Origin of the sequence: Lentzea sp. NBRC 105346, assembly GCF_030269605.1 — a bacterium.
Lineage (GTDB): Bacteria > Actinomycetota > Actinomycetes > Mycobacteriales > Pseudonocardiaceae > Lentzea.
Map to the genome: position 1 here is coordinate 119059 of NZ_BSTQ01000010.1, position 24726 is coordinate 143784.

Below are 24726 nucleotides of genomic sequence, written 5' to 3' on the forward strand. Positions count from 1 at the left end.
GATGAAACAAGTCGGCATCCGTGCCGTCGGCACGTACCTGCCCGAACGCGTGGTGACGAACCTGGAGCTCGAAGAGCTGCTGACGACCCGCGACGACTGGATCCGCGACAACATCGGCGTTGAGACCCGCCGCGTCGCGGCCGACGACGAGTGGACGTCGGACCTGGGCGCCAAGGCGCTGCGAGACGCATGTGAACAGGCCGGCGTCCGGACGGACGAGATCGACCTCGTGATCGTCGGCACCTACACGCCGGACAACATGGCGCCGCCCGTCGCGATGCTCGTCATCGAGAAGGCCGGGGTGACCGGCGCCACCGGGTTCGACGTCAACGCGGGTGCCTGCCCCAGCAGCGTGTTCGCGCTCGATGTCGGCGCGAAGTACGTGGCGTCGGGTCACTACAAGCGGGTGGCCGTCGTGCTCGCGGACGTGAACACCAAGACCCTGGACTGGAAGGACGTCGGGCCCGCCGTGATCTTCGGCGACGGCGCGGCGTGCTACCTCCTCGAAGAGGCTACAACGGGAGGCATCGGCCCCGTTCTGCTGCGCAGCGATCCCACGCGGTACCAATCGGTGTGGGTCAAGCGCGAGGAGCGCAGGTTCCGTGACGGCCGGCCGCGGCGCAGCGTTTTCGGTGACAACTTCGCCTCCCTCAAGGGCAACGACGTTCGCGAGTTCGCGGTTGGCGAGGTGCCCGGGTTCATCAAGGAACTGCTGGGAGACAAGGACATCGCCGACGTCGACCTGTTCGCCTTGCACCAGGCCAACCTCTACATCGTCCGCGGGATCATGGACGGACTCGGCGTGGCGCACGACCGCACGGTGACCAACGTCCAGAAGTACGGCAACACTTCGGGCGCGAGCGTGCCGCTGGTGCTCCGGGAAGCCGTGGAGACCGGAAAACTCAAGCGGGGCGACACGGTCGTACTCGCCGCGTTCGGCTCCGGTCTCAGCATGGGCGCCGCGCTCGTCACGTGGTGCGGGCCGGAGGACTTCGCATGAGGGGCGTGCACGCCGCGATCACCGGGCTGGGCTCGTACCTGCCCTCGATCGAGGTCACCAACGCGATGCTGTGCGAGAAGATCGACAGCTCCGACGAGTGGATCCGCAGCCGCACCGGCATCCGCACACGCTACTGGGCGACACCGGAGGAAACGGTGGAGCACATGGCGATCGAGGCGGCGAAGGACGCGATCAAGCACGCCGGGATCACCGCGTCCGAGGTCGGCTGCGTCGTCGTCTCGACGGTGTCGCACCTGCGGCAGTTCCCGTCGCTGGCCAGCGGTGTGGCGCACGGTGTCGGCGCGGACGACGCGGGCGCGTTCGACATCTCCGCCGGCTGCGCCGGATTCTGCTACGGGCTTCAGCTCGCCAGCGGCATGATCGCGGCACAGGACGCACAGCACGTGCTGGTCATCGCCGTCGAACGGCTCTCCGAGCTCGTCGACCAGGAGGATCGCAACACCAGCTTCCTGTTCGGCGACGGCGCGAGCGCGGCGGTCGTCAGCGCGTCCGACGAACCCGGCATCGGGCCGGTGGTCTGGGGTTCTGACGGGTCCCAGAAGGACACCATCCGGCAGAGCGTCTCATGGGCCGATCTTCAAACCGACCGCGACGCGTGGCCCGTGATCACCATGGACGGTCGCGAGGTCTTCCGTTGGGCCGCCTACGAAATGGGCCCGGCGGCCAAGAAAACGCTCGAACGGGCCGGTGTCACCGCGCAGGACCTCGACGCGTTCATCCCGCATCAGGCCAACCTGCGCATCACCGACGAACTGGTGAAGGGCCTCGACCTGCCGGAGCGGGTCGTCGTCGCACGCACGATCACCGAGCACGGCAACACCTCCGCCGTCTCGGTGCCACTGGCGATGCACCAGCTGCTCGCCACCGGCGAGGCCCCGGCGGGCGGTCTCGCGCTGCTGCTGTCGTTCGGCACCGGCCTCGTCTGGGCCGGACAGGTCGTCCGGCTTCCCCCGGCGCCACCGAAGGCGCCCACCAAAGCTGAAGGAGCAATCGCATGACCACGCTGGAAACGTTGCGCGACATCATCGAAGAGGTCGCCGAGGTCCCCGCCGGCGGCATCACGCCGGAGAGCCACTTCGTCGACGACCTGCAGCTCGACTCGCTGGCAGTCGTGTCGCTGTTCGTGCTCGTCAAGCGCCGCATCGGGGTCGACGTGCCGGACGAGATCGCCGATCAGCTGACGACCGTCGGGCAGGCCGTCGCCTACCTGGAGCAGGGCGTCGTCCCGGTCTGAGCCGGAGACCGACACCGGAGGAAACCATGCACCTTCTGCTCGAGCGCGGCCAGCACCCCCTGCGGGGAGAGGTGCTGGTCCCGCCTTCCAAGTACCACGCGCACCGCGCGTTGATCCTCGCCTCGCTCGCCGAGGGTACGAGCCGGATCACCGGGCTGAGCAACGCCCGGCACGTCGGCTACACGCTGCGGATGCTGCGCGACCTCGGCACCGAGATCGACGTGGACGCCGACGGCTACACCGTGCGCGGCGGCACCTACCGTCCCGCGCAGGAGTCCGTCACCGCGGGAAGTTCCGGCACCACGCTGTACTTCATGCTCGGCCTCGCGGCGCTGGCCGACCGCCCGGTGACCGTCACCGGTCAGAAGTACTTCCAGCGCAGGCCGGTCGGCCCGTTGCTGGACGCGCTGCGGGACCTCGGCGTCACGCTGGAGTCCGCGGACGGCTGCCCGCCGGTGCACGTTCAGCCCGGCAGGCCCAAGCGCGGACACGTCCGCATCGCGGGCACGTTGTCCCAGTGGATCTCCGGCCTCGTACTGCTGGCACCGTTCGCCACCGGCCGCACGGTGATCGAGGTCGAGGGCGAGCTCAACGAGCGCCCGTACGTCGAGCTGACCGTGTCGATGATGCGGCAGTTCGGCCTGCGCGTGAACGTCTCCGATGACTGGCGCCGGTTCGAGATCGAGCCGAACCAGCAGGCGGTCGCCACCGACCTCACGCTGCCGCCGGACCTGGGTTCGGCCGCGTTCGGCATCGTCGCGTCGGCGATCCAGCCGGCGGACGTGCTGCTGCGCGGGATCAGCCGGCTCGACGGCGACGCGACCGATCACCCCGAGGTGGCGTTCCTGCGCGTCGTCCGCGAGATGGGCGTACCGATGACGCTGGAGGGCGACGGCGTGCGCATCAAGCACGACGGGATCCGGCTGCGCCCTACCACGATCGACTGCCGCGAGATCCCGGACATGCTGCCAGTACTGTCCACGTTGGCCTGTTTCGCCGACGGCGAGACGATCTTCGAGAACGTCGAGCACGTGCGGCTCAAGGAGTCCGACCGTGTCGCCGCGATGACGCAGCTCAACAAGATGGGCGGCGACCTGCGCATGACGGGCGACCGCCTCGTCGTCCGCGGTGTCCACGGACTCACCGGCGCCACGCTGTCGTCGTTCAACGACCACCGCGTGCTGATGTCCCTGGCACTGGCGGGCTCGGTCGCCGAGGGCGAGACGCGGTTGAGCTACCCGAACGCCTACCGCATCTCCTACCCCGACTTTCTCAAGGACATGACGCGCATCGGCGTCGACATCTCGGTTCAGCCCGGCAGCCACAAGGTTCCGTCGCTGTCCGGTCTCACCCTGCCGGAGATGCTGCGCCGCTGGTCCGGCGAACATCCGGACGAGGTCGCGCTGGTCGAGGGCAGCACCGCGCTGACGTGGCGCGAGCTGGACGAGCGGGTCGACCGCGCGGCGGCTGCGTTGCTGAAGCTGGGGGTCCGGCCCGGTGAGCCGGTTGCCTACCAGCTGCCGAACTGGTCCGAGTTCGTGGAGATCACGCTGGCGACCCTGCGCATCGGCGCGGTGTGCTGCCCGCTGATGCCGATCTTCCGCGAGCGCGAGGTCGCGTTCATGCTCATGCGGTCCGGCGCGCGCGTGCTGTTCGTCGCCGACCGGTACCGCAACCGCAACCACGCGGCCGAGACCGCGGAATGGCTGGCCGAGGACCCGCAGCGGCTCGACGTGGTGGTCGTCGGCGGTGGCACGCTGCCCGCCGAGGACGGGTGGCACCTGTGGAGCGAGCTGCTCGAAAAGTCCGTTGTCGACCGTGCTGCGTTCCCTTCCGCCGACCCGAAGTCGACCGCGCAGCTGCTCTTCACCTCCGGCACCACCGGCGAGCCGAAGGGCGTGCGGCACCGCCACGACACGTTGAACCGTGCCGTGCGGGCGCAGGCGAAGCGGCTGGGGCTCACCGAGAACGACACCGTGTTCATCCCGTCGCCACTGGCCCACCAGACCGGCTTCCTTTACGGGATGTGGCTCGCGATCAACCTCGGCACCACCCAGGTGCTGCAGGCCGTGTGGGATGCCCCGGAGGCGCTGCGGGCCATGCGGGACAACAACGTCACGTTCGTGCAGGCCGCGACCCCGTTCCTGGCCGACCTCGCGCAGGCCGTCGAGGACGGCGAGCAGGCCCCGGAGGCGCTGCGGATCTTCGTCGCCACCGGCGCCGCCGTCCCGAGGACGCTGGCGTTGCGCGCCAAGGATGTCCTGGGCACCGCGGTGTGCGGCGCGTTCGGCACGACCGAGACGTGCCTGGGCTCGTTGTCCGCGCCGGACGACACACCGGGCACCGACGGCCGCGCGATGGACGGCGTTCGTCTGCGCGTCACGGACGACAACGGTGCTGTGCTGCCCGCGGGTGTGGAAGGCAACTTCGAGCTGTGGTCGCCGATGTGCTTCGAGGGCTACCACGATCGCCCCGACCTCACTGCCGAGGCGTACACCGCCGACGGCTGGTACCGCACCGGCGACCTCGCGGTGATCGACGCCGACGGGTTCGTCCGGATCACCGGGCGCGTGCGCGACGTGATCAACCGGGGTGGCGAGAAGGTACCGGTCGCGGAGATCGAGGAGTTGCTCTACCAGCACCCGTCGGTGATCGACGTGGCGCTGGTCGCGATGCCGGACGAGCGGCTCGGTGAGCGAGCGTGCGCGTTCGTCGTGCTCGCGCCGGACACCGACCTGGACCTGGAGGGCGTGCGCAAGCACCTCGACCAGCACGCGGTGTCGAAGTACTACTGGCCGGAACGGCTCGAGATCGTGCCCCGGCTGCCGCGCAACCCCAGCGGCAAGATCCAGAAGTTCATCCTCCGGGACCAGGCGAAGTCCTTGCGCCCGCAGCAGTTCGAGGAGCACAACGCGTGACCGTCACCGACCTTTCCCCCATCGCAGTGTCCACTTCGAAAGCAGGGGGCGTGGACCCGTCCGACTTCGCCCGGCTGCGGGCGGAGATCACCGCGTTCGTCGACGGTCCCGCCGAGCGCTGGGCCGAGCGGATCGAGCAGACCGGTGTCGTCCCCGAGGAGCTGTGGGCCGAGCTGCGTTCGCTCGGCTACCTCTCGCTGGCCGCACCGCGCGAGTACGGCGGCGCCGGCCTGTCGTTCCCGCAGTGGATGGAACTGATGGAGATCTTCTCCCGCTCGCACGGCTCGCTGCGGATGATCGTGCACGTCGTCAACGGCACGTGGCGCGCGATGGACGCGTTCGCCGATGACGAGCAGCGCCGCAGGTTCGTGCTGCCGTCGATCGCGGGCGAGATCAAGACCGCGTTCACGCTGACCGAGCCGGACGCCGGTTCTGGTGCGGACATCCGGTCCACCGTGGTCCGCGAGGGCGACACGTACTACCTGAGCGGCCGCAAGCACCTCATCACGTTCGGCGTGCGGTGCGACTACTGGCTGCTCGCCGCGCGCGTCGAGGGCACCACAGGGCATGAGGGCACGGTCGCGCTAATGGTGCCGCGCAACGCTCCGGGCGTCACGGTCGTCGACACGTCCGACACCATGGGCGTCACCGGCACCGACCACGCGCACCTCACGTTCGACCGCACGCCGGTCCCGGTCGCGAACCGGCTGGGCCGGGAGGGCGACGGCCTCGCCGTGGCACTGGGCGGTTTCCTCACGCCATCCCGGATCTCGGTCGCGATGAGCTGCGTCGGTCTCGCCCGGCGGGCGCAGGAGCTGGCGTTCTCCTATGCGCGGCAACGGGAAACCTTCGGCAAGCCGCTCACCTCGCGGCAGGCCATCCAGTTCATGCTCGCCGAGAACGAGGCGGACATCGAGGCCGTGAAGCAGCTCGTCATGCACGCCGCACGCAGCTGGGAGGGCGGCGACCCCACCGCGTCGAAGCTCTCGTCGATGGCCAAGATGACGGCCGTGGACATGCTCGGCCGGGTCACGGACAAGGCGCTGCAGATCCACGGCGGGCTCGGTTACTGGAAGACCAGCGCGATCGAGCGCGTGTACCGCGACGCGCGGGCGCAGCGATTCGAGGAGGGCACCAACGAGATCCAGAAGGCCGTCGTATTCCGCGAGATGATGGAGGCCAACCGATGAGCAAGGTCGCACTGATCACCGGCGCTTCGCGGGGCATCGGCCGCGAGCTGGCGCTGCGCCTGGCCAGCACCGGCGCGAGCGTCGTGGTCAACTACAAGAAGAACGCCGATCTGGCCGAGAAGACCGTGGCGCAGATCGAGGAGCTCGGTGGCAGCGGCATCGCGGTTCAGGCGGACGTGGAGACCGAATCGGGCATCTCCTCGTTGTTCGACGCCGTGCACTCCACCTACGGGCGCCTGGACTTCTTCGTGTCCAACGCGGCGGCGAGCGCGTTCAAGAACATCATGGACCTCAAGCCGCACCACATCGACCGCTCCTACGCGATGAACCTCAAGCCGTTCATCCTCGGCGCGCAGGAGGCGGTACGACTGATGGACGACGGCGGCCGCATCGTCGCGTTGTCCAGCTACGGCAGCATCCGCGCGTACCCGACGTACGCGACACTCGGCGCGATGAAGGCAGCGATCGAGGCGTGGGTGCGGTACATGGCCGTGGAGTTCGCTCCGTACGGCATCAACGTCAACGCCGTCAACGGCGGCCTGATCGACTCGGACTCGCTGCACTACTTCTACGGCGTGCCCGGGATGCCCGACATGCAGGGCGTGCTGGACCGGATTCCCGCACGACGTCCGGGCACGGTCGAGGAGGTCGCGTCGACGATCGAGTTCCTGCTCTCCCCCGGCGCCGGATACATCACCGGTCAGTCGATCGTCGTGGACGGCGGCCTGAGCGTCGTCGCGCCGCCGTTCTTCGGCGACACCCAGCCCCCGCTCTCCCTCCCGCAGCGCCCGGTCAGGACCTGATCCCGTGCTGCACAACGTGTTCCGTGCCGGTGCGGTCGGGAAGCTGCGCCTGCCCAACCGCATCGTCATGGGCGCGATGCACCTCAACCTGGAGCGGGTCGACGACGGTTCCGCCATGGCCGCGTTCTACGCCGAACGCGCCCGCGGCGGGGCCGGCCTGATCATCACCGGTGGATGTGCGGTCAACACCGAGGGTTCCGGCGGTCCGGGATACATCGACCTCTCGGACTCCGCATCGCATCCGGCGCTGGCCCGCTGGGCCGCGGCCGTGCACGGTGCGGGCGGCCGCATCGCCCTGCAGTTGTTCCACGCCGGGCGGTACACCGACAACGGTGTCGCCCCCTCGGCGGTGCCGAGCAAGCTGTACTCGTTCGGTCGCGAGTTGACCGGCGACGAGGTGCTGGAAACCATCGCCGACTTCGCCCGTGGCGCTGAGCTGGCGCGGGAGCTGGGTTTCGACGCGGTCGAGGTGATGGGGTCCGAGGGGTACCTGATCAACCAGTTCCTGTCGCCGCTGACCAACCTGCGTGAAGACGAGTGGGGGGATCGGAGCCGTGTCCCATTGGAGATCGTGCGCGCGATCCGCGCCGCGGTCGGCGATTTCCCCTTGCTGTTCCGGATGTCCGGCGACGACCTCATGCCCGGCTCGTCCACCCCGGCCGACACCCTGGCGTTCGCGTCGGCGTTGTCGCGGGCCGGTGTGGACGCGCTGAACATCGGCGTCGGCTGGCACGAGTCGCGCGTACCGACCGTGCAGTCCCTTGTGCCACAAGGAATGTGGGTACGGTATGCCGCGGCCGTACGTTCCGTGGTCGACATCCCGGTCATCGCCTCGAACCGCATCAACACGATGGCGCTGGCCGAGTCGGTCCTCGCCTCGGGATCCGCCGACTTCGTGTCGATGTCGCGCCCCTTCCTCGCCGACCCGGCGATCGTCCGCAAGTCGCTCACCGGCGTACCGGTCAACACCTGCATCGGATGCAACGAGGCGTGCATCGACCGGTCGCTCGGCACGTCACCGGTGTCGTGCCTGGTGAACCCGCGCGCCGGCCGGGAGCTGGAGTTCCCGGCACGGACCTCCGCTCGGATCCGCCGGTTCGCCGTGGTGGGCGGTGGTCCGAGCGGCCTGGAGGCGGCCCGTGCGCTGGCCTCGCTGGGCCATGACGTCACGTTGTTCGAGGCCTCGCCGGCTTTGGGCGGTCAGTTCCGGTACGCGGCCATGGTGCCGGGCAAGTCGGACTTCGGCGCCACCATCAGGTACTTCACCGACGAGCTGGCCCGGCTCGGCGTGCGCGTGCATCTCAGCAGCCGCGTCACTACGCTGTCCGGATTCGACGGCGCCGTGATCGCGACCGGAGTGGTGCCACGCGAGTTGTCGCTGCCCGGCGCCGATCTGCCTCATGTCGTGGACTACCAGCAGGCGTTCACGCAGCCGCTCGGTCCGCGCGTCGCGATCATCGGTGGCGGTGGCATCGGGGTCGACGTGGCGCATTTCCTGGTTCACGCGCCGTCCTCGTTGCACCCGCAGGACCGGTTCCTGGCGGAGAACGGGCTGCTGGACGCTCCCCTGCCCGCGCCCGCCAGGCAGGTCACCGTGCTGCGACGGTCCGGCCGCATCGGGGACGGGATGGGCCGCACCACCCGATGGGCCGCCGTCGCGTCGCTGCGCAACGCGGGTGTCGAGCTGCTGACCGGTGTGTCCTACGAAGCGATCACCCCTGCGGGCGTGGTGTTGTCCGACGGCCGCGTGATCGAGGCGGATTCCGTTGTGGTGGCAGCGGGTCAGGAGTCCCGGCCGGCCTTTCCGGTCGACGTCCCGCACCGGGTGATCGGCGGCGCCGCGGACGCGCGTGGCCTGAACGCGGTGCGCGCGATCGAACAGGGCCTGCGCGCGGCCCACGACCTCATCGCCGCAACAGCTGCCACACCACGTCCGCCGTCACATCGACCGACGGCCGCTGCTCCTCAACCAGCCACCGGCTGATCAACCCCACGATCGCCCCCGCGAGATAGTGCGCCCGCAGCTCCCGATGCGGCACGTCGGCGAGCTGCGCGGCGACCTCGTCCGCCAGCACCTCCCGCAACCGGCACACGAACAGTGCGCTGCCGGTCGGCCCGAGCATCCGGCGGTAGAGCCCGTCGTTCTCCGAGACGTGCCGCAACAGGTTCGCCAGCTCCGGCGGCACGGTGTCGCCCGGCTGCGTCAGCGGACATTCCGCGGCCGCGCGCGCGAGCTCGACGACCCGCGTCTCCAACGCGTCCAGCAGCAACTCGTCGCGGCCCTTGTAGTGCTGGTACACGGTCGCGCGGTTGATCGACGCGCGCTCGGCGATGTCCGCGATGGTCACCGTGGTGACGTCGCGTTCGGCGGCGAGCTCCAGTGCGGCGGTGTGCAGGGCCGCCACGGTGCGGCGGACGCGGGGATCCATGAACGCCATACTAAACAACACTTGTCGTTTAGACAACATATGTCGTATAAATGTGTCATGCGTATCGAGGTGTGGGCCGACCTGACCTGTCCGTGGTGCTTCCTGGGCAAGCGGCGGCTCGGCGAGGCCGTCGAAGGCCTGGACGTCGAGGTTCTCTGGCGGCCGTACCTCGTCGACCCAACCGCCCCGGTGGCGGGCGAGCCGCGAGACGAGGAGAAGGCCGCCCGGTTCATGGCGCTGCACAGCGAGGACGACCTCGCCGCCTACCTCGAGGAGATGGGCGGCACCTGGCAGCCGCGCTGGCGCGCGAACACGTTCGACGGTCACCGCCTGGTCGCGGTCGCGCTGGAGCAGGACGGGCCGCGTCTGCAGGCTCGCGTGCACGAGGCGTTGATGGCCGCGCACTTCGTCCGCGGCGAGAACCTCGGTGACCACGAGGTGCTCATCCGTGCCGCGGAGGAGGCGGGGCTCGTCGGCGCCAGGGCGGCGCTCGAGTCGGGCGCGGGTGCGGACGTCGTGCGGGCGGATACCGTCGGGGCGACGTTGCGCGGGGTCAAGGCGGCGCCGACGTTCGTTATCGGCGACCAGGCGCTGGCCGGCGCGCAGGAACCGGAGGTGCTGCGGGAGTTCATCCTCAGCTCGCGGGCGCCGGAGTCGCAGGCCCCGGTGTGCGAGATCGTCGACCACACCGACCCGGTGCAGGCGTTCCGCCGCGCGCAGCGGCTGCTCGATGCGCGCAACCCGTTGGACGCGCTGAAGGCACTCGGGCCGCTGCTGGCCGAGCACGGCGACGACACGTCCGTGTTGCTGCTCGCCGCACGGGCGTACTTTTCCTCGGCGCAGCTGCGCCGCACCGAGGAGACGCTGCGCAAGGTGATCGAGCTGGACCCGTCGGACCACTACGCCGTCTTCATGCTCGGCCGGACCCTGCAGCGCCAGGGCCGCACCGGCGACGCCGCGACCCAGTTCCGCCTCGCCACGGCCATGTCCCCGGACTACGCCCTGACGTAACCGTTGTGGCCACTTTGACGGATCCGCGGTCCGTCAAAGTGGCCACAACGGCACTTCAGACCAGGACTGGGGTGCGGAGCAGGGCCGCAACCTCAAAGGCCAGGTCCAGGGACTGGGCCCGGTTCAGGCGCGGGTCGCACGCCGACTGGTAGCGAAGACTCAGGTCCGTGACGCCCGCGCCGAGGCACTCGGTGACGTCGTCCCCGGTCAGCTCCAGGTGCAGGCCGCCCGCGTGGGTGCCCAGCGCGCGGTGCACCTCGAAGAACCCGCGAACCTCGTCCAGCACCTCGTCGTACGAGCGGGTCTTGTACCCGTCGGGCGAGGTGAAGGTGTTGCCGTGCATGGGATCGCACACCCACACCGCCTCGGGAACCGCCGACACTAGCGCGGGCAGCACGTCTCGTACCTTCCTCGCACCCATGCGGCTGATGAACGTCAACCGCCCCGCCGTCCGCGCCGGGTCCAGCCGGTCGGCCAGCGCCACCACATCCGAAGGCCGCGCCGTGGGCCCGAGCTTCACCGCGATCGGGTTGCGGATCGACGAGAAGTACCCGACGTGCCCGCCGCCGAGGTCACGAGTGCGTTCCCCGATCCACAGCAGGTGCGCGCTGGTCGCGTACCCACCGCGCGTCAGCGCGTCCTCATAGTCCAGTAGCAGCCCCTCGTGGCTGGTGAAGAACCCCGAGCCGCGCATAATGTCCAAAGTGGACGAGGCGGTGTGGTACGCCATCCGCAGCCGGCGCGGGTCGGGCAGGCGGTCCTCAAGGGACACCCCGTTGACCGCGTCACCACGGTAGACCGGGACCTCGACACCGCCGATCCGCTCCACGGACGACGACCGCGGCTTGGCGTATTGCCCGGCCAGCCGCGCCACTCGCACGACCGGCGATGCACCCGCGTACTCGAGCAGCGTTGCCATCTGGTCGAGCGTGCGCAGCGTGCCGCCGACCGCGGAGGCCTCGGCGAACGTCTCGGCGCACGGGCCGCCCTGCAGCAGGAACGCCTCGCCCCGCGCGACGGCACCCATCCGTTCGAACAACGCGTCGCAGTCGGCGGGCGACACCAGGGGATCCGCGCGGGAGAGCCAGGAGAGCACGGACCGCAGCTCGAGCGGGTCCGGCCAGGCGGGCTGTTGCGCCCGCGGCAGGTCGCGCCAGGTGGTCAGGCGCCTGCCGAGGTGGGAACGATCATCCTTCACGTACACGGTTCCGCCGTGTCCCTTCCTGTGTGTCGATCAAGGCCTCACCGCGGGCCACGGTGGTGCCGTCGGGCAACGCCGCGGTGAGCACGACCTTGGTGTCGTCCACGACGCGTCCACGACAGGTCAGCGCGGCGCCGACCGGCACGGGCGCGACGAATGAGACCCGGAACGATCGGATGGCCTCCTGGGAGAACGACTTCGTCAGCAGGCGGCCGAGCTGGGCCATGGAGAACATCCCGTGCACGATCACGTCGTCCATCCCCGCCGCGCGCGCTGCGGCGGGGTCCACGTGGATGGGGTTGGGGTCGCCGGACGCGGAGGCGAACTCCTGCAACGTCTCCCGGCTGATCGGCCCGACGGTGAGCTCAGCCACGGTCGCCTCCCATGAACGCGATGACCTGACGCAGCGACGCCACCGACTCCCCCGTGGAATCGGCAACGCCGGTCTCCTGCACTACGAACGCATTGCCGCGGCGCCGGTAGAAATCGGTGATCTCAGGGGTGAACGTGAGCCGGTCTCCGACCACGACAGGACGCCGATAGGTGAATCCCTGTTCGACGTGCCGAGTCGCCGAGAGCTCCGCGCCACGCGAGGCGAAGAACTCCAGCACGGAACCGTGCTCCAGCTCCAGTCCGAAGAGGAACGTCGGCGTGACCAGCAGGTCCGGGTGCCCGGCGGCCCGCGCGGCGGCTGGATCGAGGTACACGGGATCGTCTTCGCCGATCACGCGCGCGAATTCACGGGCCCGCGCGGGATCGATTTCTACAGTGAACTCGGAAAGGCGCACACCAATGGTCGACTCATCAACCACCAGATCACCCCAGACATTTCTGGTGAATGGACATGACCATTCGAAACTGTGCCGCCCGCACCCTCGCGAGGTCAACGACGCCTGACCTGGCGCTTGGTCCTGCCCACCCGGACCGCCTGGGGTAGCCGTTGGTACCCGTAGGCCAGCTCACAGCGAACGATCTCTCCGCCGCAGGTCAACGGCTTGACAAAACCGCGCGGTCGGTTTTTACTCGTCTCGTTCGGCTGAGCCGGACTGCTGGGGGCAGCATCTGGGGGGTCAGAGCGCGGCTTTCTGGAAAGAACCCTTCGGCTGATCATCCGCCGTCAACGGAAGGACTTTGGGAATGTTGCGCGACGTGAGCTACGCCGGTGTGAGCGTTGCCGTGGTGCTGAAGAGCGCGGTGACGCGGTTCGGCATCGAAGGAATGCTCCGTACGATGCCAAACGTCCACGAGATCGCGTCGTTCACGTCGCTGCACGAGGTGCCGGCCGGCGAACGCTACGACGTGATGGCCGTGCTCGCCAGAGACCTCGCCGACCGAACAGAGCGCGTCGCCGAGCTGCGCGGGCAGGGCACGACGTTATTGGCGCTGGTGGACAGTTCGAACGACGAGGACGTCGCGAAAGCCGCCGGTGTGTGCGCGGACGGCTACATCGACCACCAGGACCTGAACGTGGAGACCCTGACCGAGGTCATCGGCCAGGCGCGCGGCGGCAAGGTGCCGGTCTCCACCGAGATGGCGCGCAGGCTGCTGGCCCGCGCGACCACGACACCGCAGGAGGCGCCGCGCAAGCCGGTCGCCGCGCTGACACCGCGCGAGGGCGAGGTGCTGCAGTTGCTCGTCGAGGGCCTCAGCAACAAGCAGATCGCGCGACGGCTGCGGATCTCCGAGCACGGCGTCAAGCGGCTCGTCGGTAACGTGCTGGCCAAGCTCAACTGCCCGAACCGCACCTCGGCCGTCGTGCTGGCCATCCAGGAGCGCCTGTGCGAGGTGCCTGACTCCGGACTGCCCTATGCCGCAGCCCAGTAAGACCCCGAGCAAGCCCGAGCCCAAGCAGTACCGCTCGATCCAGACGAGGCGCCGCATCCTCGCCGCGGCTGCGGTGATCTTCGACCGGCACGGCTACGAGGCCGCGACCATGGCGCAGATCTTGCAGCAGGCGAAGATGACCAAGGGTGCGCTGTACTTCCACTTCACCTCGAAGGAAGAACTCTCGCGAGCCATCGTCGCCGAGCAGTTCAACTGGATGGCGGAGGGCGACCTGACGAGCGGCTCGCCGATGCAGTCGCTGATCGACCTCACGCACATGTTCGCGACCGCACTGCGCGAGGACACGCTGGTGCGTGCGGGAATCCGGCTCGTGGTCGAGCAGTCGTTCGTCCGCGGTGACGCCAGGCCCTACCTCGGCTGGATCGAGACCGCGCGGGGACTGCTGGAGGCGGCGAACACCGAGGGATGGCTGCGAGCAGGCGTGGACGTGCCCGGCGTCGCGGAGATGCTGGTCGGATCGTTCACCGGTATCCAGCTGACCTCACAGGTGCTCACCGGGCGCAAGGACCTCCACCAGCGACTGGTGGCGTTCTGGAACGCGATGCTGCCCGGACTGGTGATCGAGAATCGCCTTTCCGATCTTTCGCCTGCCGGGTCCCGAACCGCTTGAACGGTGACCTTCCTCGCTTCACCCACGAAGATACTGGCCAGTATGTAAACTACTAACCAGACATGTTCCAAGTCCGCCTGGGGGAACGAAAGTGACCGCACTGCTGCCATTAGCAACTCGTGAGCTGACAACCGATACACCGTGGCAGGACGATTTCCAGCAAACGGTTCCGCGCAGGCTTGTGCACCGGGCCGCGGTGGCCGAAGTACTACCCACCCACTGGCACCGCCTTAGCGAGGATACGTTCGCCGTCGGCGCCATGTGGCCACGCCAGCACAGCTTCTATGAACCCATTGCGGGACACCATGATCCGATGATCCTGGCGGAGACCATACGTCAGGCCGGCCTACTGGTCGCTCACGTCGGCTACGACATCAAACTGGACGCGCCGTTCATCATGTGGGAGCTGGCGCACAATGTCGATCTCACGGGCCTGATCATCGAGGACGCACCGGCAAAAATCACCGTGGAAGTCATCGGACGAGACGTTTCCCGTCGCGGATCCTCGATCGTCGACATCACGTTCGACATGCGAATCTTCCGCGGTTTTGAACAGATCGGAACCGGGCTCGGCAAGCTTTCCAGCGTATCTAAGGGTGTTTATGCCCGACTGCGCAAAGGCCAGGTAAACACCACTCAACATTGCGCCGTGCCAGGCGTCGAACCGATCGAGCCCGCCGTTGTCGGCAGGTATCGCCCGAACGATGTCGTGCTCGGCGCGACCGGCGAACCGGACACCTGGCGACTGCGGGTTCCCAGCGACCATCCGGTGCTGTTCGACCACGCTGTGGACCACGTACCCGGCATGCTCCTGCTCGAGGCGGCACGCCAGGCGGTCCAGCAGCTCAACGGCCCTGGCCGCGTCGTCCCACTCGCGATGTCGTCGGAGTTCCACCGGTTCGCGGAACTCAACGAGCCCACGACCATTCGCGCCGAACGGCTCGGCCAGGCCGTCACCCGCGTCGTCGCCGAGCAGGCGGGCAAGCCTGTCGCCACGACGTTGGTCACCGCCAAGACGATCTGATCGTGGTCAACGTTATCGTCACCGGCGCGTCCGGTTTCGTCGGCAGCGCTGTGGCGCGCCGTCTCGAGGGAGCACGCGTGCTGGCCAACCGCAGGCCGGTCCTCGACAAGGGAGTCGAGGTCTGGCCGGGCGACCTCACCGACCCGGCGTCGCTGCACGGACTGTGCGACGGCCGCGACACCCTGCTGCACCTGGCATCGCAGATCGGTGGCGACTTCGAGACCTGCCACGAGGTCAACACGATCGGCACCGCCAACCTCCTCGCCGAAGCCGACCGCGCGGGCATCGGCCGGGTGATCTACCTGAGCACCGCGGCCGTCTACCGCGACGGCGTACACCGCGGTGCCGACGTCGGCGACCTCGAGCTCGACCCCAGCTCCCCCACGAGCCGCACGCGTCTGGCCGCCGAACGACTCGTTCTCGCCGCGGGCGGTGTAGTGCTGCGCCCGCACCTGATCTACGGACCAGGCGACCGCTGGGTCGTCCCCGGACTTCTCGGCCTGCTCGAACACCTCGGGACTTGGGTGAACGACGGCGCGGCTCAATCGTCCGTCATCCACGTCCACGATTTGGCGCGCGCGATCGCGGCCCTGGCCCGGCTTTCCGACTTGCCTCGCGGCGAGGTGCTACACGCCAACCACCCGTCGCCGGTCACCATCCGGCAACTCGTGGAAGCCTTCGCGAGTGATCTGCCCGAGCGTTCCATGACGCTGGCCGAGGCGCTGGACCTACTTGGACCAGCGTGGGCGCGGCGCCTGTCGTTGATCGGCAACGACCACTGGTACCTCAGCTCACGCCTCTGGCAGATCACCGGCGAGGCGCCGGCCCACGCCTTGGACTAACCCTGCGAGACCTCAACTCAGACGTGCTGGCGCTGGCGCGCACAGCCGTTGTCACAGTCACAAGTGGCACCGGTCAGACCAGCAACGATGCGGCCTGTGGTCGCGGGGTGGTCGCACCCGGCCCATGCTCCGATCCTTCGCTGCTCACCAGGAGCAGACGAGCAAGGAGACCGGCGGAGTCGTCATGAAGAACCCGAACCGCGGTCGCGTCTATCGCAGGTGTGCCTGCCGCGGTGCCGACGGCCGTCAACTCGGAGCCCGCTGCCCGAAGCTGACCAACCGCAAGCATGGCACCTGGACCTACGCAGTCGATCTGCCGTCGCTCGACGGCAAGCGACGGACGCGACGCCGCAGTGGTTTCGCGACCAAGGCAGACGCACAAGCCGCTCTCAGCAAAGTGCTGGAGTACGAACGGACCGGCATCGTCATCGACGACCGGCAAACGGTCGCCGACTACCTCGCGAGTTGGTTGCGTACCAAGGCATTAACGCTCAAGCCGACCACGATGGCCAACTACCACGCGTATGTCCACAAAGATCTGATCCCGCACATCGGGTTGATCAGACTCGAAGATCTGTCCCACCAGCACGTCGTGCTCTACGTCCGCAATCAACTGGAGGCTGGCCGCGGACGCACCACTCTGCGCCGCGCCTCGCAACCCTGTCCAGCGCACTCGGCGACGCTGGCGAGTCGGCTCTGCGAGTCATATACGGAACAGTGACGACAGGCGACGTCGCGGCCCACGTGCTCGACTCAATGATTCTTCGCGCATGGCTTCCGCGATTTTGTCGATTGATTCCAGCGCCTCTGGCCGACCGTTGCTGGCGGCGTATTCGACAGCTTCCAACCGAACCTCAGGCTCGAAGCGGGTGTCAATGCTCAACGCGTGGGCGAGAACCGCCGCACCCTGAAATTCTTCCTTCAGCACACTGAGCAGCTCAAGTGCTTCACCGGGCTCCGCTGCCTCCAGATAGGCGGTGGCTCCGGTGAGACCCGCCTCGTGGACGAGGGCTTCACCGAGTTCATGACGGTCATCCTGCGATAGCTCGTCGCTGTGCAGCAGACGCACGGCGCGCTCGATGGCGCGCGGACGGTGAAGCCGGATCATTCTCAACGTCGCGATCTGCCTTGATTCTGGTTCCACTGCCTTGTCATCTGCAATAAGGTCGTACGCGTGTACGACTTCTGTGTCATCGCGAGAGAGGAGGGCGTCTGCGGCTTTAAGTCGTTCTGCCGCAGGTGCGCTGGGGTCCAGCGCTACCAATTTGAGAACAGCTGCTTCCGGCTCGATATTTCGTTCTTGGTGTGATTCTCCAGGCTCGACGCTTTCGTCCTGCTCAACCAGTTCGCCGATTCTGTAGCCGCTGATTTCACCGGGTTCGTCGAGCTTGACGTCTACCAGTGTTCGCGCTGCGAATGGGTCACCTTTAAGGGAACGTAGGTGGGCAACGCCGTAGGGATCATGAGCCCAGCTGAGCACAGCGGCGACCGACCGGCGCAACACGGCGGGGGCGCCTTCATCGATCACCAGCGCGCGCGAGGCGACCAGCGCCTCCACGCTTTCAAACTCCCAGGCGATGAGGCGGGCTACCTGGCGTTGTTTCGGCGGATCTACGGAGAGGCGATCGAGCACCGAGAGCAAGTCTTCCGCCGACCGGGCGGCACACAGTCGGCGAATGGCGGACGTCAGCGTTGCCGGTGTGAGCGAGGGCGACGTGACGAACTCGAAGATAAAGTTGTCCGCTCTCGCGTGCCCGTCCTTCGCGATCCTCAGTGCGACTTCCATTCGGGAATTGATTTCGATGCCGCCTTCGAACAGTAGGTCGAGCAGTCTTGTCACAGCGACGTCGGGCAGTTCTTCGATCTCTGCCACGAGGGTACTGATCGCCAGCTCACGGTCCGATGCGCCGGAGGGGTCTGCGGCCATGTTCAACAGCTGTTTCCATCCGCTCGACTCGCCGGCCTTGATGAGTTCGCGGCAGGAAAATGTGCGGTATATGGTCGATCTCCGGTCGCCTTGACGGACCAGCTCCATCAGGACCGTGACATATCGCGGATCGCGGCGATGACGCAGTTCTGTTGCGATGTTCATCTTCAACCAGACCGGCATAGCTGGATCGAGGCTGAGCTCGAAGTAGAAGTCTGCCGTGCCGGTCAGGCCTGATATCTGTGCGGCCCTTACGGCGAGATACCGCTGCAACGGGGGCAGTTCTTGATCGCGCACGATGGAGGTGAGCGCCTCTACCGCCAACGTCGAACCAGAGGTCTGCAGAATTTCCGCGCACGCGATGCGATCGTTGATCGACTCGCGTTTACGGAGTGCCACGTGGTGTGCCGACTCCTGCGCCGCGGCGTGGTCTAGCTGGTCCTGCAGCTGGATCATGATCGCTTTTCTGGGCGAAGTCGGCGAGGGTGCCTTATTCCGAGTGTCCACCAGTAGCTTGGCGAGTGCCGAGGCGGCGTGCTCCCGATGTCCAGCGGCGAGCTGGACGATGGATTCGAATCGTGCACTCGGACCGGCCCGGCGATCGTGCGCCAGCACCAACAGCGCTTCGAACCCTCCGGGGCAATGGTTCCGATGCAGGGCTTTGGCCGCGTCCAGGCGGGCTCCGCGGTTGCCGGTCCGAGCGCAGTCGTGGACGAGTGCGAGGCCACTGGTGTCGTCGGCGTCCAGCAGCATGATCGCGATATCGGTGCGGTCCTCGGTAGACAGACGCAGGTCGGCGAGAAGCCTGCGTGCGGCGTCGATACCGGCTTTGTCGTCACTGGCCAGCGGGGCCCGGCCGGCGAATGTCGTCTTCGCCCGTGCCAGGAGTTCGCCGAACAGGTCTCCCTCAGCCACCAGGCGCTGCAACACCCACTTCCGTGTCCACGGATCGCGGATCGACCGACTGACGACGATACGTCTGAGCAGTGCGATCGCCTCCGCTCGAGCATGTGCGAGCAGCGCGTCAGCCAGCAACGCGCGTTGCCACGCGCCCTGGGCGTCATCAGTGCAGAACGCCTGCAGTCGCCTGAGCACGTCCGGGCCGTGCAGCAAGGCGACGAGGATGTCCAGGCAATCGAGCAGATAGTCCTCGTCCTCCGCGTAAACGCGCAGGATCGCCTTTACGACGCGGTGGAAGATGCCGGGCTCGACCGACGCACCGTCGGCGAGGAGCCTGCCGGCCGCGATGACGTCGAGAGTGTCGTCGCTCTCAAGCAGTTGCCCCGCGATCTGGTTCGCAAGCTGTGGCTGATGCCCCACGGAGAACAGCGCGAAGCTTCTCGTCGAGGCGTCGTTCATCAGCTCGCGCCACCGCTCGAAGTCGAACGTGTTCACCTTCGGCGCTGCCGCGATGTATTCGGCGATGCTCTGGTGCAGGAACTCGACGTCAGCTCCGCGCTGCAACAGCAAGCCGCTGGTGGTCAGTGTGCTGCGCAGAACGCCGCGCCAGGAGGACTCGGTCAGCTGGGGATGGTGCGTTCGCACGTAGGCCGATGCGTGTTCGAAAAGGGACACGCCTGATGAGAAAACGGTGTGGTGAGCGAGGACGGCTAAGAGTTCGTCGAGGTGCTCGGTCAGCCAGGGGAAGAGCTGGTCGGCAGTGGCCTCACGGGTTTCGGTCACGCGTCCAGAGCGGAGGAGCACCACGAATTCCTCGTACAGCTTCGTGCGGTTCGCCGGAAGGGTGCGCAGCGGGTCGTCTTCGTAGAGCAACGCGGCCATCGTTGCGATAAGCGGTACTTGGGCGAGTGAGGCGAGTCCGGACCGGCGTAGCTTCTCCAGGAATGCATCAGAACTGCCAAATTGCGAACGCGTACGGGCCCAGTTTCCGGCGAACGTCGCCAGGTCGTCTGGGGTGAACGAACGCAACCGAAAGTAGCGGGCGCTCGAGAGTTCGTTCGTCTCACTGGGACTGAGCGGCCGGGTCGTGATAATCAACCGGTGCGGGCCGGTCCGCACCGCCTCCCCCAGCACGTGCAGGATCCGCGACCGCTCGTGCGTGTCTTGGATCTCGTCGAGTCCGTCGATGAATACGAGCCAGCTGACCCCGCGCCAAGGCGGGCGTTCCAGCAGTTCCTCCGGCACCGGTGCGCCGAGTTCGCGGGCAAAGGCGGCAAGCGCGGAAGTGACGGATTGACCGACGAGCATGGTCGCGGGCAGGTACAGCGCCACGTGCGGACTCTCTGGGGCTTTGACGCGGCTGCGGAACCGGCGGGTTTCGGTCCAGTGTTCGGACGAGCTCGCCACCGCTCGCGTAACGAAGGTCGACTTTCCGCTGCCGGGGCCGCCCTCCAGCAGGCAGCTGTGATCTGCGGAAAGCAGTGTGGTCAGTGGAACGACCTTGGCGACCTGCGCGTCTTCGGTCGAGCTGTGGCCGCGTTGCTCGACGTAGATGGAGTTGATGGTCGGCGCGTGGAGAGTGCCGAAGCGGTACTTGATGCCCATCGCGTGCTGCTTCTGCGCCACGAGCAACCGCCGGATCTTCTGATCGAACGGAACTTCGCTGCGCATGGTCAGCACGAAGTGCACGAGCAACAGGAGCACAGCAAGGCCCGTCAACGCGTAGACCGCAGGGGTGATGTTGTTGAGCTGCGACGGCACCGCCAGGAGCCCGGAGACGGCCGCACACACCACGAGGTAGCGGCGCTTTCGTGGCGGCTTAGCCGTTTGTGCGCGGTACGCCAGCACCGCGACGACGAGTGACAGCAAGCCAGAAGCTCCGCCGACGATCGACGCGATCTTATCGCCTGAGTCGACCCATTCGGGCATGAGCAATCCCTCTGCCTTGTCGCGACGCCACTGCTGTTACGAACGTCATCGTGTCTCCACGCGAGTTCGCTACTCCCGCTGCGCCCGGAGATCGAGCCGTAGTCGGGGGTTGATTCGATGCGGGGAGGAATGACCACGGTCTTCGCCTGGAGGATCGATGTGTCAGCCATTGACGCGGTCAACACCGTGTCGTTTAGCTGCTCCGCTGGCGTGCGCGTGGGTACGGCGGGCGATGGACCCGCCCACGGTTGGCACGTCAGCTGGATCTCGCGACTCCGGTGCCACACATAACAACAGCGCGAAGGTGATGATCGGCGAAAAGTGCGGCAACAAGGGTTCATCGGCCCAGAAGCCGCCCACTGATACTCCAACAGTGTGAACCTCTCGCTCACGGTGACGAATCACCAGTCCCCGGCGATGGACGAAGCATCCGCCGATCGCAGAGGACCCGCCGATGAGCTCCAAGAGCAAGCACGATCGCAATCGCACGGACGTGAGTGGTGACGGCAACTTTGTGGTCAGCTCGCATGTCGGCGGTGATCTGCATGTGAGGGTCGGCCGACACTGGTTCCAGAACAAGAAAGTGCGCGTCTCGGTGGCGATCGGCACGGCTGCCCTGCTGATCGGCGGAGCAATTTTTGCCTACCTGCAGTACCGCAAGGACTCGACGGCAGCGCCGCTCACGGTCGCCGCCGACGCGGTCACACCAACGTGCGGTACAGCGTGGGTCGTGCCAAAGTCACCGGATCAAATAGACATCTCACAGTTCACGGCGAGCGTCGTCATGCAGCGTGGCTGGAGAGACTGGTCCGCTGGCGCGGACGGCGCCGCAGCGGCAAACAATATCTCCGGCGCGCACGTTCAATTCACCATCCAGGGTCGCAGCGCGACCCAGGTGGTACTCACCGACATGAAGGTACGAGTGGTTGAGCGGAATCCGCCGATCACGGGGACGTTTGTGTCCAGGGAGTGCGGCGATCAGTGGGCGTGGCGGTGGATGAACGTCGACTTGGACGCTGAACCACCGAAGTCCGTGCCCACCAACGCTCTCGAACCTGGCGCGACCATTGCCGGAGTGGCCGACTTCGAGAGCAAGCCCATCAGGTTTCCCTACCGGGTCGCAGAGTCAGAGGCCGAGACGTTCATGTTCAACGCCTTGACACTGAAGTGCGATTGCAGGTGGGTGGTCGACGTCTACTGGTCGTCAGCAGGCGAATCCGGTGTGCTGACCGTCGACGATCACGGCAAGCCGTTCCGTACGACGAGCGACGCGAACGCCGTCAAATGCAGGATCCGCAACGAACTGCTGTGCGAGTAAACCCAGACCACATGCTGAATCATGGATGGCGCTCTTGATCTTAGACGTGCTGATCACCGGTTCACTGAGACCGGCCGTTCTGGGGACCCGAAGGAACACATGGTGATTGCGAACACGGTGACGAGCATGACCGCGCCGACCTGCCGACGATAAGTCGTCGACACCTGATCGGTGACGCGATAACCGTATGCGCCGCACGTCGGCGGCAAGGGAAATCCCTACTGAAGCGAGACGGAGGCGACGCCGTCGATCCCGGCCGTGTGCTTGCCCTGGTTGTCCTGCGTCACCCGGCGCACCGCAAGACAGCGAGCGGCCTCCGACTTCATCAACAGGCGTTGCACACTGCGAACTACCGCCACGTCGCCACGACATGAGGCTCGGAAGATGCGCTTTTGCAGGCGGTACACCGCAGTCTCCAGCTTCCGCCAGGGAATCGATGACCAGCCTCCAATCAGACAGTCCACACTGGACTTTCCGTCGTTTCCGTTTCGTCCTGCCACCGGCACCTCAACCATCCACATGACCGTGCCCGCGTCGGCATATCGTGGGCGTTACCCCACGCGTTCGCTTCTCGGGCAATCCCTCCCCATCCGGGCATCCGGCCTGGTCGCCTGCTCGCCGAGCACAAGTCCCGGCGAGAGCACCGCATGGGGTTACTCCGTTCCGATTCATCCGTTTGACGCTGCCCTTAGGTCCGCACTGTCTGCCGGGCCGCCACGTGGATGCACGAACGGGCACCGTTGGACCTACCCGTCCCGGCGAACCATGCCCTCTGCGGGCCAGACCCGTTACCTCGCGTGGGTCCGTTGCTACTAACGACAGTTCGGACGTGCGTTCGTCTCCTGACCATAGGCAGCTTGCTAGAGGCGTCCCGGACGTCGAGGTCGCCGGTTATCCCCGTTACATCCCGCTTCACAGCATTGATGACCAGTCGCAACCATGGGGATGTCGCTGTTCCTCCATGCACCATGAGGGACCGGGATTACACCGGCCATCGGACGAATCAGTTGTCACCAGAACAACTTCTGGCGCCTCCCATCCCCCGCCAGCGGCGGTTTCGGAAGAACGGATCACAGCCAACGGTGCAGCTTGGCCTGGATCTCCAGTACCCGGCGTTCCGCGTCGAAGAACGCGGCCTCCAGCGCATCGGTATTCACCGACGACCTCCTGGCATTCCAGCATCCGTGCCGCTGGTTTGCTGGCCCCCTTCGCCATGTGGACGGCTTTCCCGCCCTCGGACTACTACGGGCCCTCCGCCCCACCACGTGCCTTCGGCGGACGATGCACCTATCCCGCTCCCGGCCTGGCCGGCCGGTTCCGGGAACGACCCGCGATGGTTCCCACGTTCACTGTTCGACCGATCGACGGAGTAGGCACCCAGTTCCTGCCCCTGCGGCATCGCCGCGGGTACGCCGTGGACCTTCCCCGCGGCCTCCTTCCGGTCATTGGTGAACCGGGTCGGGAGTTCGCCCGGACGCCGTCCGGGGTGCGCGCCGCTGTCCAGCCCATATCCGCCAGATTTGAGCTGGTGGTCCGCTTGAGGGACGTTACTCGCTGGTTCCTGCACGTATACCTTTCCGTCTCGCTCGCCGGACCCGGACCGTCTGGCAGTACCGATCCGTCCCGGCTTTGTCAGGGCTGCTTGCCACCCTCACCCGCATCTCCGAACTCAGGCTGCCCTCAGCTCCACGCCGCCCGCCACGACAGGCAGCGGATGGAGTCCTTTCACCTCCACTCGGTCAAACAACGCCTCGTGGCGCACCCCGACGTCAGACCAGCCGATGAGTAGCAGGGGCCCGACCGCGTCGAAGGCCGCCTTGCCGTACTCGCCCGCGATGATCGGATCGGCGACGTTCAAAGCCAGGGTCACCATGCTGCAGAACATCAGTAGTCGGCGCGCGGGCCGTAGTTCGTCATGTGTGGCGCCCGTTGCCGCTAGCTGACGCAGGCCGATCAACAGTCCCAGCACGGATAGATCGACCGCGGGCGCCACGAGAGGCGCCACCCAGCCTGGAACGCCCAGCCGGAGACCAAGGCTCAGCACGTTGCCGAAGCCGAACAGGAAGGTCAGTCCCACAACGACGGCCATGATCACGGCGACGGTGCGGCGGACGATGAAGGCCTCAGACATTCTCACCGATCCCCATCCGCAGCTGCGTCTCCTGCGCACGCTCAGCCGCCGCGCTGGCGCCGTAATGGCGCGGCATGTCCTCGTACGTCCAGACGAGCAACAACATCAGATCGCCGGTATCACCACCGGCGCGCTTCCACTCGTGCGCGAAGTTGTGCCGCCACCGGTGCGCATGCACCCCTGACAAGCCCGCCGATAGACCGCGACGCTTCAGCATGATCTTGATGCCGTTCGGGTTCAGCGGGCGAACGCCGCGGTCGGCCAGCCATAGGTTCGGTAGCTCCGCACCCTTGTGCTTCGCGCGGGCGCGGAGGTACCGGCTGATCGCTCGAGCTGTCTTCGGTCCATACCGGACACGCCGGTCCTTGTTGCCCTTCCCCTGATAGTGCACGG

The 24726-nt window shown here is 67.0% G+C and carries 22 protein-coding genes; 14 read left to right on the forward strand and 8 right to left on the reverse strand.

Annotation, left to right across the window (positions count from 1 at the left end; genetic code table 11):
- The first annotated feature begins 1 nt into the window (after position 1).
- Genes QSK35_RS21895 through QSK35_RS21925 form a run of 7 tightly spaced genes read left to right on the forward strand, consistent with a single transcriptional unit; the run spans position 2 to position 9150 of the window.
- The gene (locus tag QSK35_RS21895) at positions 2-1000 is read left to right on the forward strand and encodes a 3-oxoacyl-ACP synthase III family protein (RefSeq protein WP_285749091.1); all 999 of its coding nucleotides are present in this window, start codon (positions 2-4) and stop codon (positions 998-1000) included.
- The gene (locus QSK35_RS21900) at positions 997-2019 is read left to right on the forward strand and encodes a beta-ketoacyl-ACP synthase III (RefSeq protein ID WP_285749093.1); all 1023 of its coding nucleotides are present in this window, start codon (positions 997-999) and stop codon (positions 2017-2019) included. The genes QSK35_RS21895 and QSK35_RS21900 overlap by 4 nt, the downstream gene beginning before the upstream one ends.
- Positions 2016-2255 carry an acyl carrier protein gene (locus QSK35_RS21905; RefSeq protein ID WP_285749095.1) on the forward strand — a complete coding sequence of 80 codons (240 nt, stop codon included), beginning with the start codon at positions 2016-2018 and terminating at the stop codon, positions 2253-2255. Before QSK35_RS21900 ends, QSK35_RS21905 begins: the two co-directional genes overlap by 4 nt.
- Positions 2256-2281: 26 nt before the next feature.
- Positions 2282-5173, forward strand: a complete 2892-nt coding sequence (gene aroA, locus QSK35_RS21910; RefSeq protein WP_285749097.1) for a 3-phosphoshikimate 1-carboxyvinyltransferase — start codon at positions 2282-2284, stop codon at positions 5171-5173.
- The gene (locus QSK35_RS21915; protein ID WP_285749100.1) at positions 5170-6363 is read left to right on the forward strand and encodes an acyl-CoA dehydrogenase family protein; all 1194 of its coding nucleotides are present in this window, start codon (positions 5170-5172) and stop codon (positions 6361-6363) included. Before aroA ends, QSK35_RS21915 begins: the two co-directional genes overlap by 4 nt.
- Complete coding sequence (gene chcA, locus QSK35_RS21920; protein WP_285749102.1) at positions 6360-7166, forward strand: 1-cyclohexenylcarbonyl-CoA reductase; 807 nt, start codon at positions 6360-6362, stop codon at positions 7164-7166. Before QSK35_RS21915 ends, chcA begins: the two co-directional genes overlap by 4 nt.
- A gap of 4 nt (positions 7167-7170) precedes the next feature.
- Positions 7171-9150, forward strand: a complete 1980-nt coding sequence (locus tag QSK35_RS21925; RefSeq protein ID WP_285749104.1) for an oxidoreductase — start codon at positions 7171-7173, stop codon at positions 9148-9150.
- On the opposite strand, the gene QSK35_RS21930 is transcribed toward QSK35_RS21925, so the two are convergent.
- Positions 9071-9595 carry a TetR/AcrR family transcriptional regulator gene (locus QSK35_RS21930; protein ID WP_285749107.1) on the reverse strand — a complete coding sequence of 175 codons (525 nt, stop codon included), beginning with the start codon at positions 9593-9595 and terminating at the stop codon, positions 9071-9073. The two genes, QSK35_RS21925 and QSK35_RS21930, sit on opposite strands and share 80 nt — an antisense overlap.
- Before the next feature lie 57 nt (positions 9596-9652).
- Between QSK35_RS21930 and QSK35_RS42885 the strand changes: the two genes are divergently transcribed.
- Positions 9653-10606: a DsbA family protein gene (locus tag QSK35_RS42885; protein ID WP_502881695.1), complete on the forward strand. Its 954-nt coding sequence runs from the start codon at positions 9653-9655 to the stop codon at positions 10604-10606.
- A gap of 55 nt (positions 10607-10661) precedes the next feature.
- Here the strand turns inward: QSK35_RS42885 and QSK35_RS21945 are convergent, their stop codons facing one another.
- The 3 genes from QSK35_RS21945 to QSK35_RS21955 are packed head-to-tail and all read right to left on the reverse strand — an operon-like array spanning position 10662 to position 12619.
- The gene (locus QSK35_RS21945; protein ID WP_285749109.1) at positions 10662-11804 is read right to left on the reverse strand and encodes a 3-deoxy-7-phosphoheptulonate synthase; all 1143 of its coding nucleotides are present in this window, start codon (positions 11802-11804) and stop codon (positions 10662-10664) included.
- The gene (locus QSK35_RS21950; protein WP_285749111.1) at positions 11794-12180 is read right to left on the reverse strand and encodes a MaoC/PaaZ C-terminal domain-containing protein; all 387 of its coding nucleotides are present in this window, start codon (positions 12178-12180) and stop codon (positions 11794-11796) included. The genes QSK35_RS21945 and QSK35_RS21950 overlap by 11 nt, the downstream gene beginning before the upstream one ends.
- Positions 12173-12619, reverse strand: coding sequence for an FAS1-like dehydratase domain-containing protein (locus QSK35_RS21955; protein WP_352244136.1), 447 nt, complete (start codon positions 12617-12619; stop codon positions 12173-12175). The genes QSK35_RS21950 and QSK35_RS21955 overlap by 8 nt, the downstream gene beginning before the upstream one ends.
- A 325-nt stretch (positions 12620-12944) precedes the next feature.
- On the opposite strand from QSK35_RS21955, the gene QSK35_RS21960 reads away from it, so the two are divergent.
- The 5 genes from QSK35_RS21960 (at position 12945) to QSK35_RS21980 (ending at position 16849) form a co-directional block, all read left to right on the forward strand.
- Positions 12945-13631 (forward strand): LuxR C-terminal-related transcriptional regulator, encoded by a 687-nt coding sequence (locus QSK35_RS21960; RefSeq protein ID WP_285749113.1) that lies wholly within the window; start codon positions 12945-12947, stop codon positions 13629-13631.
- Positions 13615-14262, forward strand: coding sequence for a ScbR family autoregulator-binding transcription factor (locus tag QSK35_RS21965; protein WP_285749115.1), 648 nt, complete (start codon positions 13615-13617; stop codon positions 14260-14262). Before QSK35_RS21960 ends, QSK35_RS21965 begins: the two co-directional genes overlap by 17 nt.
- Before the next feature lie 91 nt (positions 14263-14353).
- A complete protein-coding gene (locus QSK35_RS21970) occupies positions 14354-15286 on the forward strand; it encodes a ScbA/BarX family gamma-butyrolactone biosynthesis protein (protein ID WP_285749117.1) in 933 nt (310 codons plus the stop codon).
- Positions 15287-15288: 2 nt separating this feature from the next.
- Positions 15289-16128 (forward strand): NAD-dependent epimerase/dehydratase family protein, encoded by an 840-nt coding sequence (locus QSK35_RS21975; protein WP_285749119.1) that lies wholly within the window; start codon positions 15289-15291, stop codon positions 16126-16128.
- 184 nt (positions 16129-16312) lie between these two features.
- Positions 16313-16849: an Arm DNA-binding domain-containing protein gene (locus QSK35_RS21980; RefSeq protein ID WP_285749121.1), complete on the forward strand. Its 537-nt coding sequence runs from the start codon at positions 16313-16315 to the stop codon at positions 16847-16849.
- Here QSK35_RS21980 and QSK35_RS21985 read toward each other — a convergent pair.
- A complete protein-coding gene (locus QSK35_RS21985) occupies positions 16832-20884 on the reverse strand; it encodes an NACHT domain-containing protein (RefSeq protein ID WP_285749123.1) in 4053 nt (1350 codons plus the stop codon). The genes QSK35_RS21980 and QSK35_RS21985 overlap by 18 nt on opposite strands.
- A 454-nt stretch (positions 20885-21338) precedes the next feature.
- On the opposite strand from QSK35_RS21985, the gene QSK35_RS21990 reads away from it, so the two are divergent.
- The gene (locus QSK35_RS21990; RefSeq protein WP_285749125.1) at positions 21339-22202 is read left to right on the forward strand and encodes a hypothetical protein; all 864 of its coding nucleotides are present in this window, start codon (positions 21339-21341) and stop codon (positions 22200-22202) included.
- Between the two features lie 218 nt (positions 22203-22420).
- Here QSK35_RS21990 and QSK35_RS21995 read toward each other — a convergent pair whose 3' ends face one another.
- From QSK35_RS21995 to QSK35_RS22005, 3 genes are all read right to left on the reverse strand, one after another.
- Positions 22421-22717: a reverse transcriptase N-terminal domain-containing protein gene (locus QSK35_RS21995; RefSeq protein ID WP_285749127.1), complete on the reverse strand. Its 297-nt coding sequence runs from the start codon at positions 22715-22717 to the stop codon at positions 22421-22423.
- A gap of 1154 nt (positions 22718-23871) precedes the next feature.
- Positions 23872-24333 carry a hypothetical protein gene (locus QSK35_RS22000; protein WP_502881696.1) on the reverse strand — a complete coding sequence of 154 codons (462 nt, stop codon included), beginning with the start codon at positions 24331-24333 and terminating at the stop codon, positions 23872-23874.
- The gene (locus tag QSK35_RS22005) at positions 24326-24724 is read right to left on the reverse strand and encodes a tyrosine-type recombinase/integrase (protein ID WP_285749129.1); all 399 of its coding nucleotides are present in this window, start codon (positions 24722-24724) and stop codon (positions 24326-24328) included. Before QSK35_RS22005 ends, QSK35_RS22000 begins: the two co-directional genes overlap by 8 nt.
- Positions 24725-24726 lie beyond the last annotated feature (2 nt).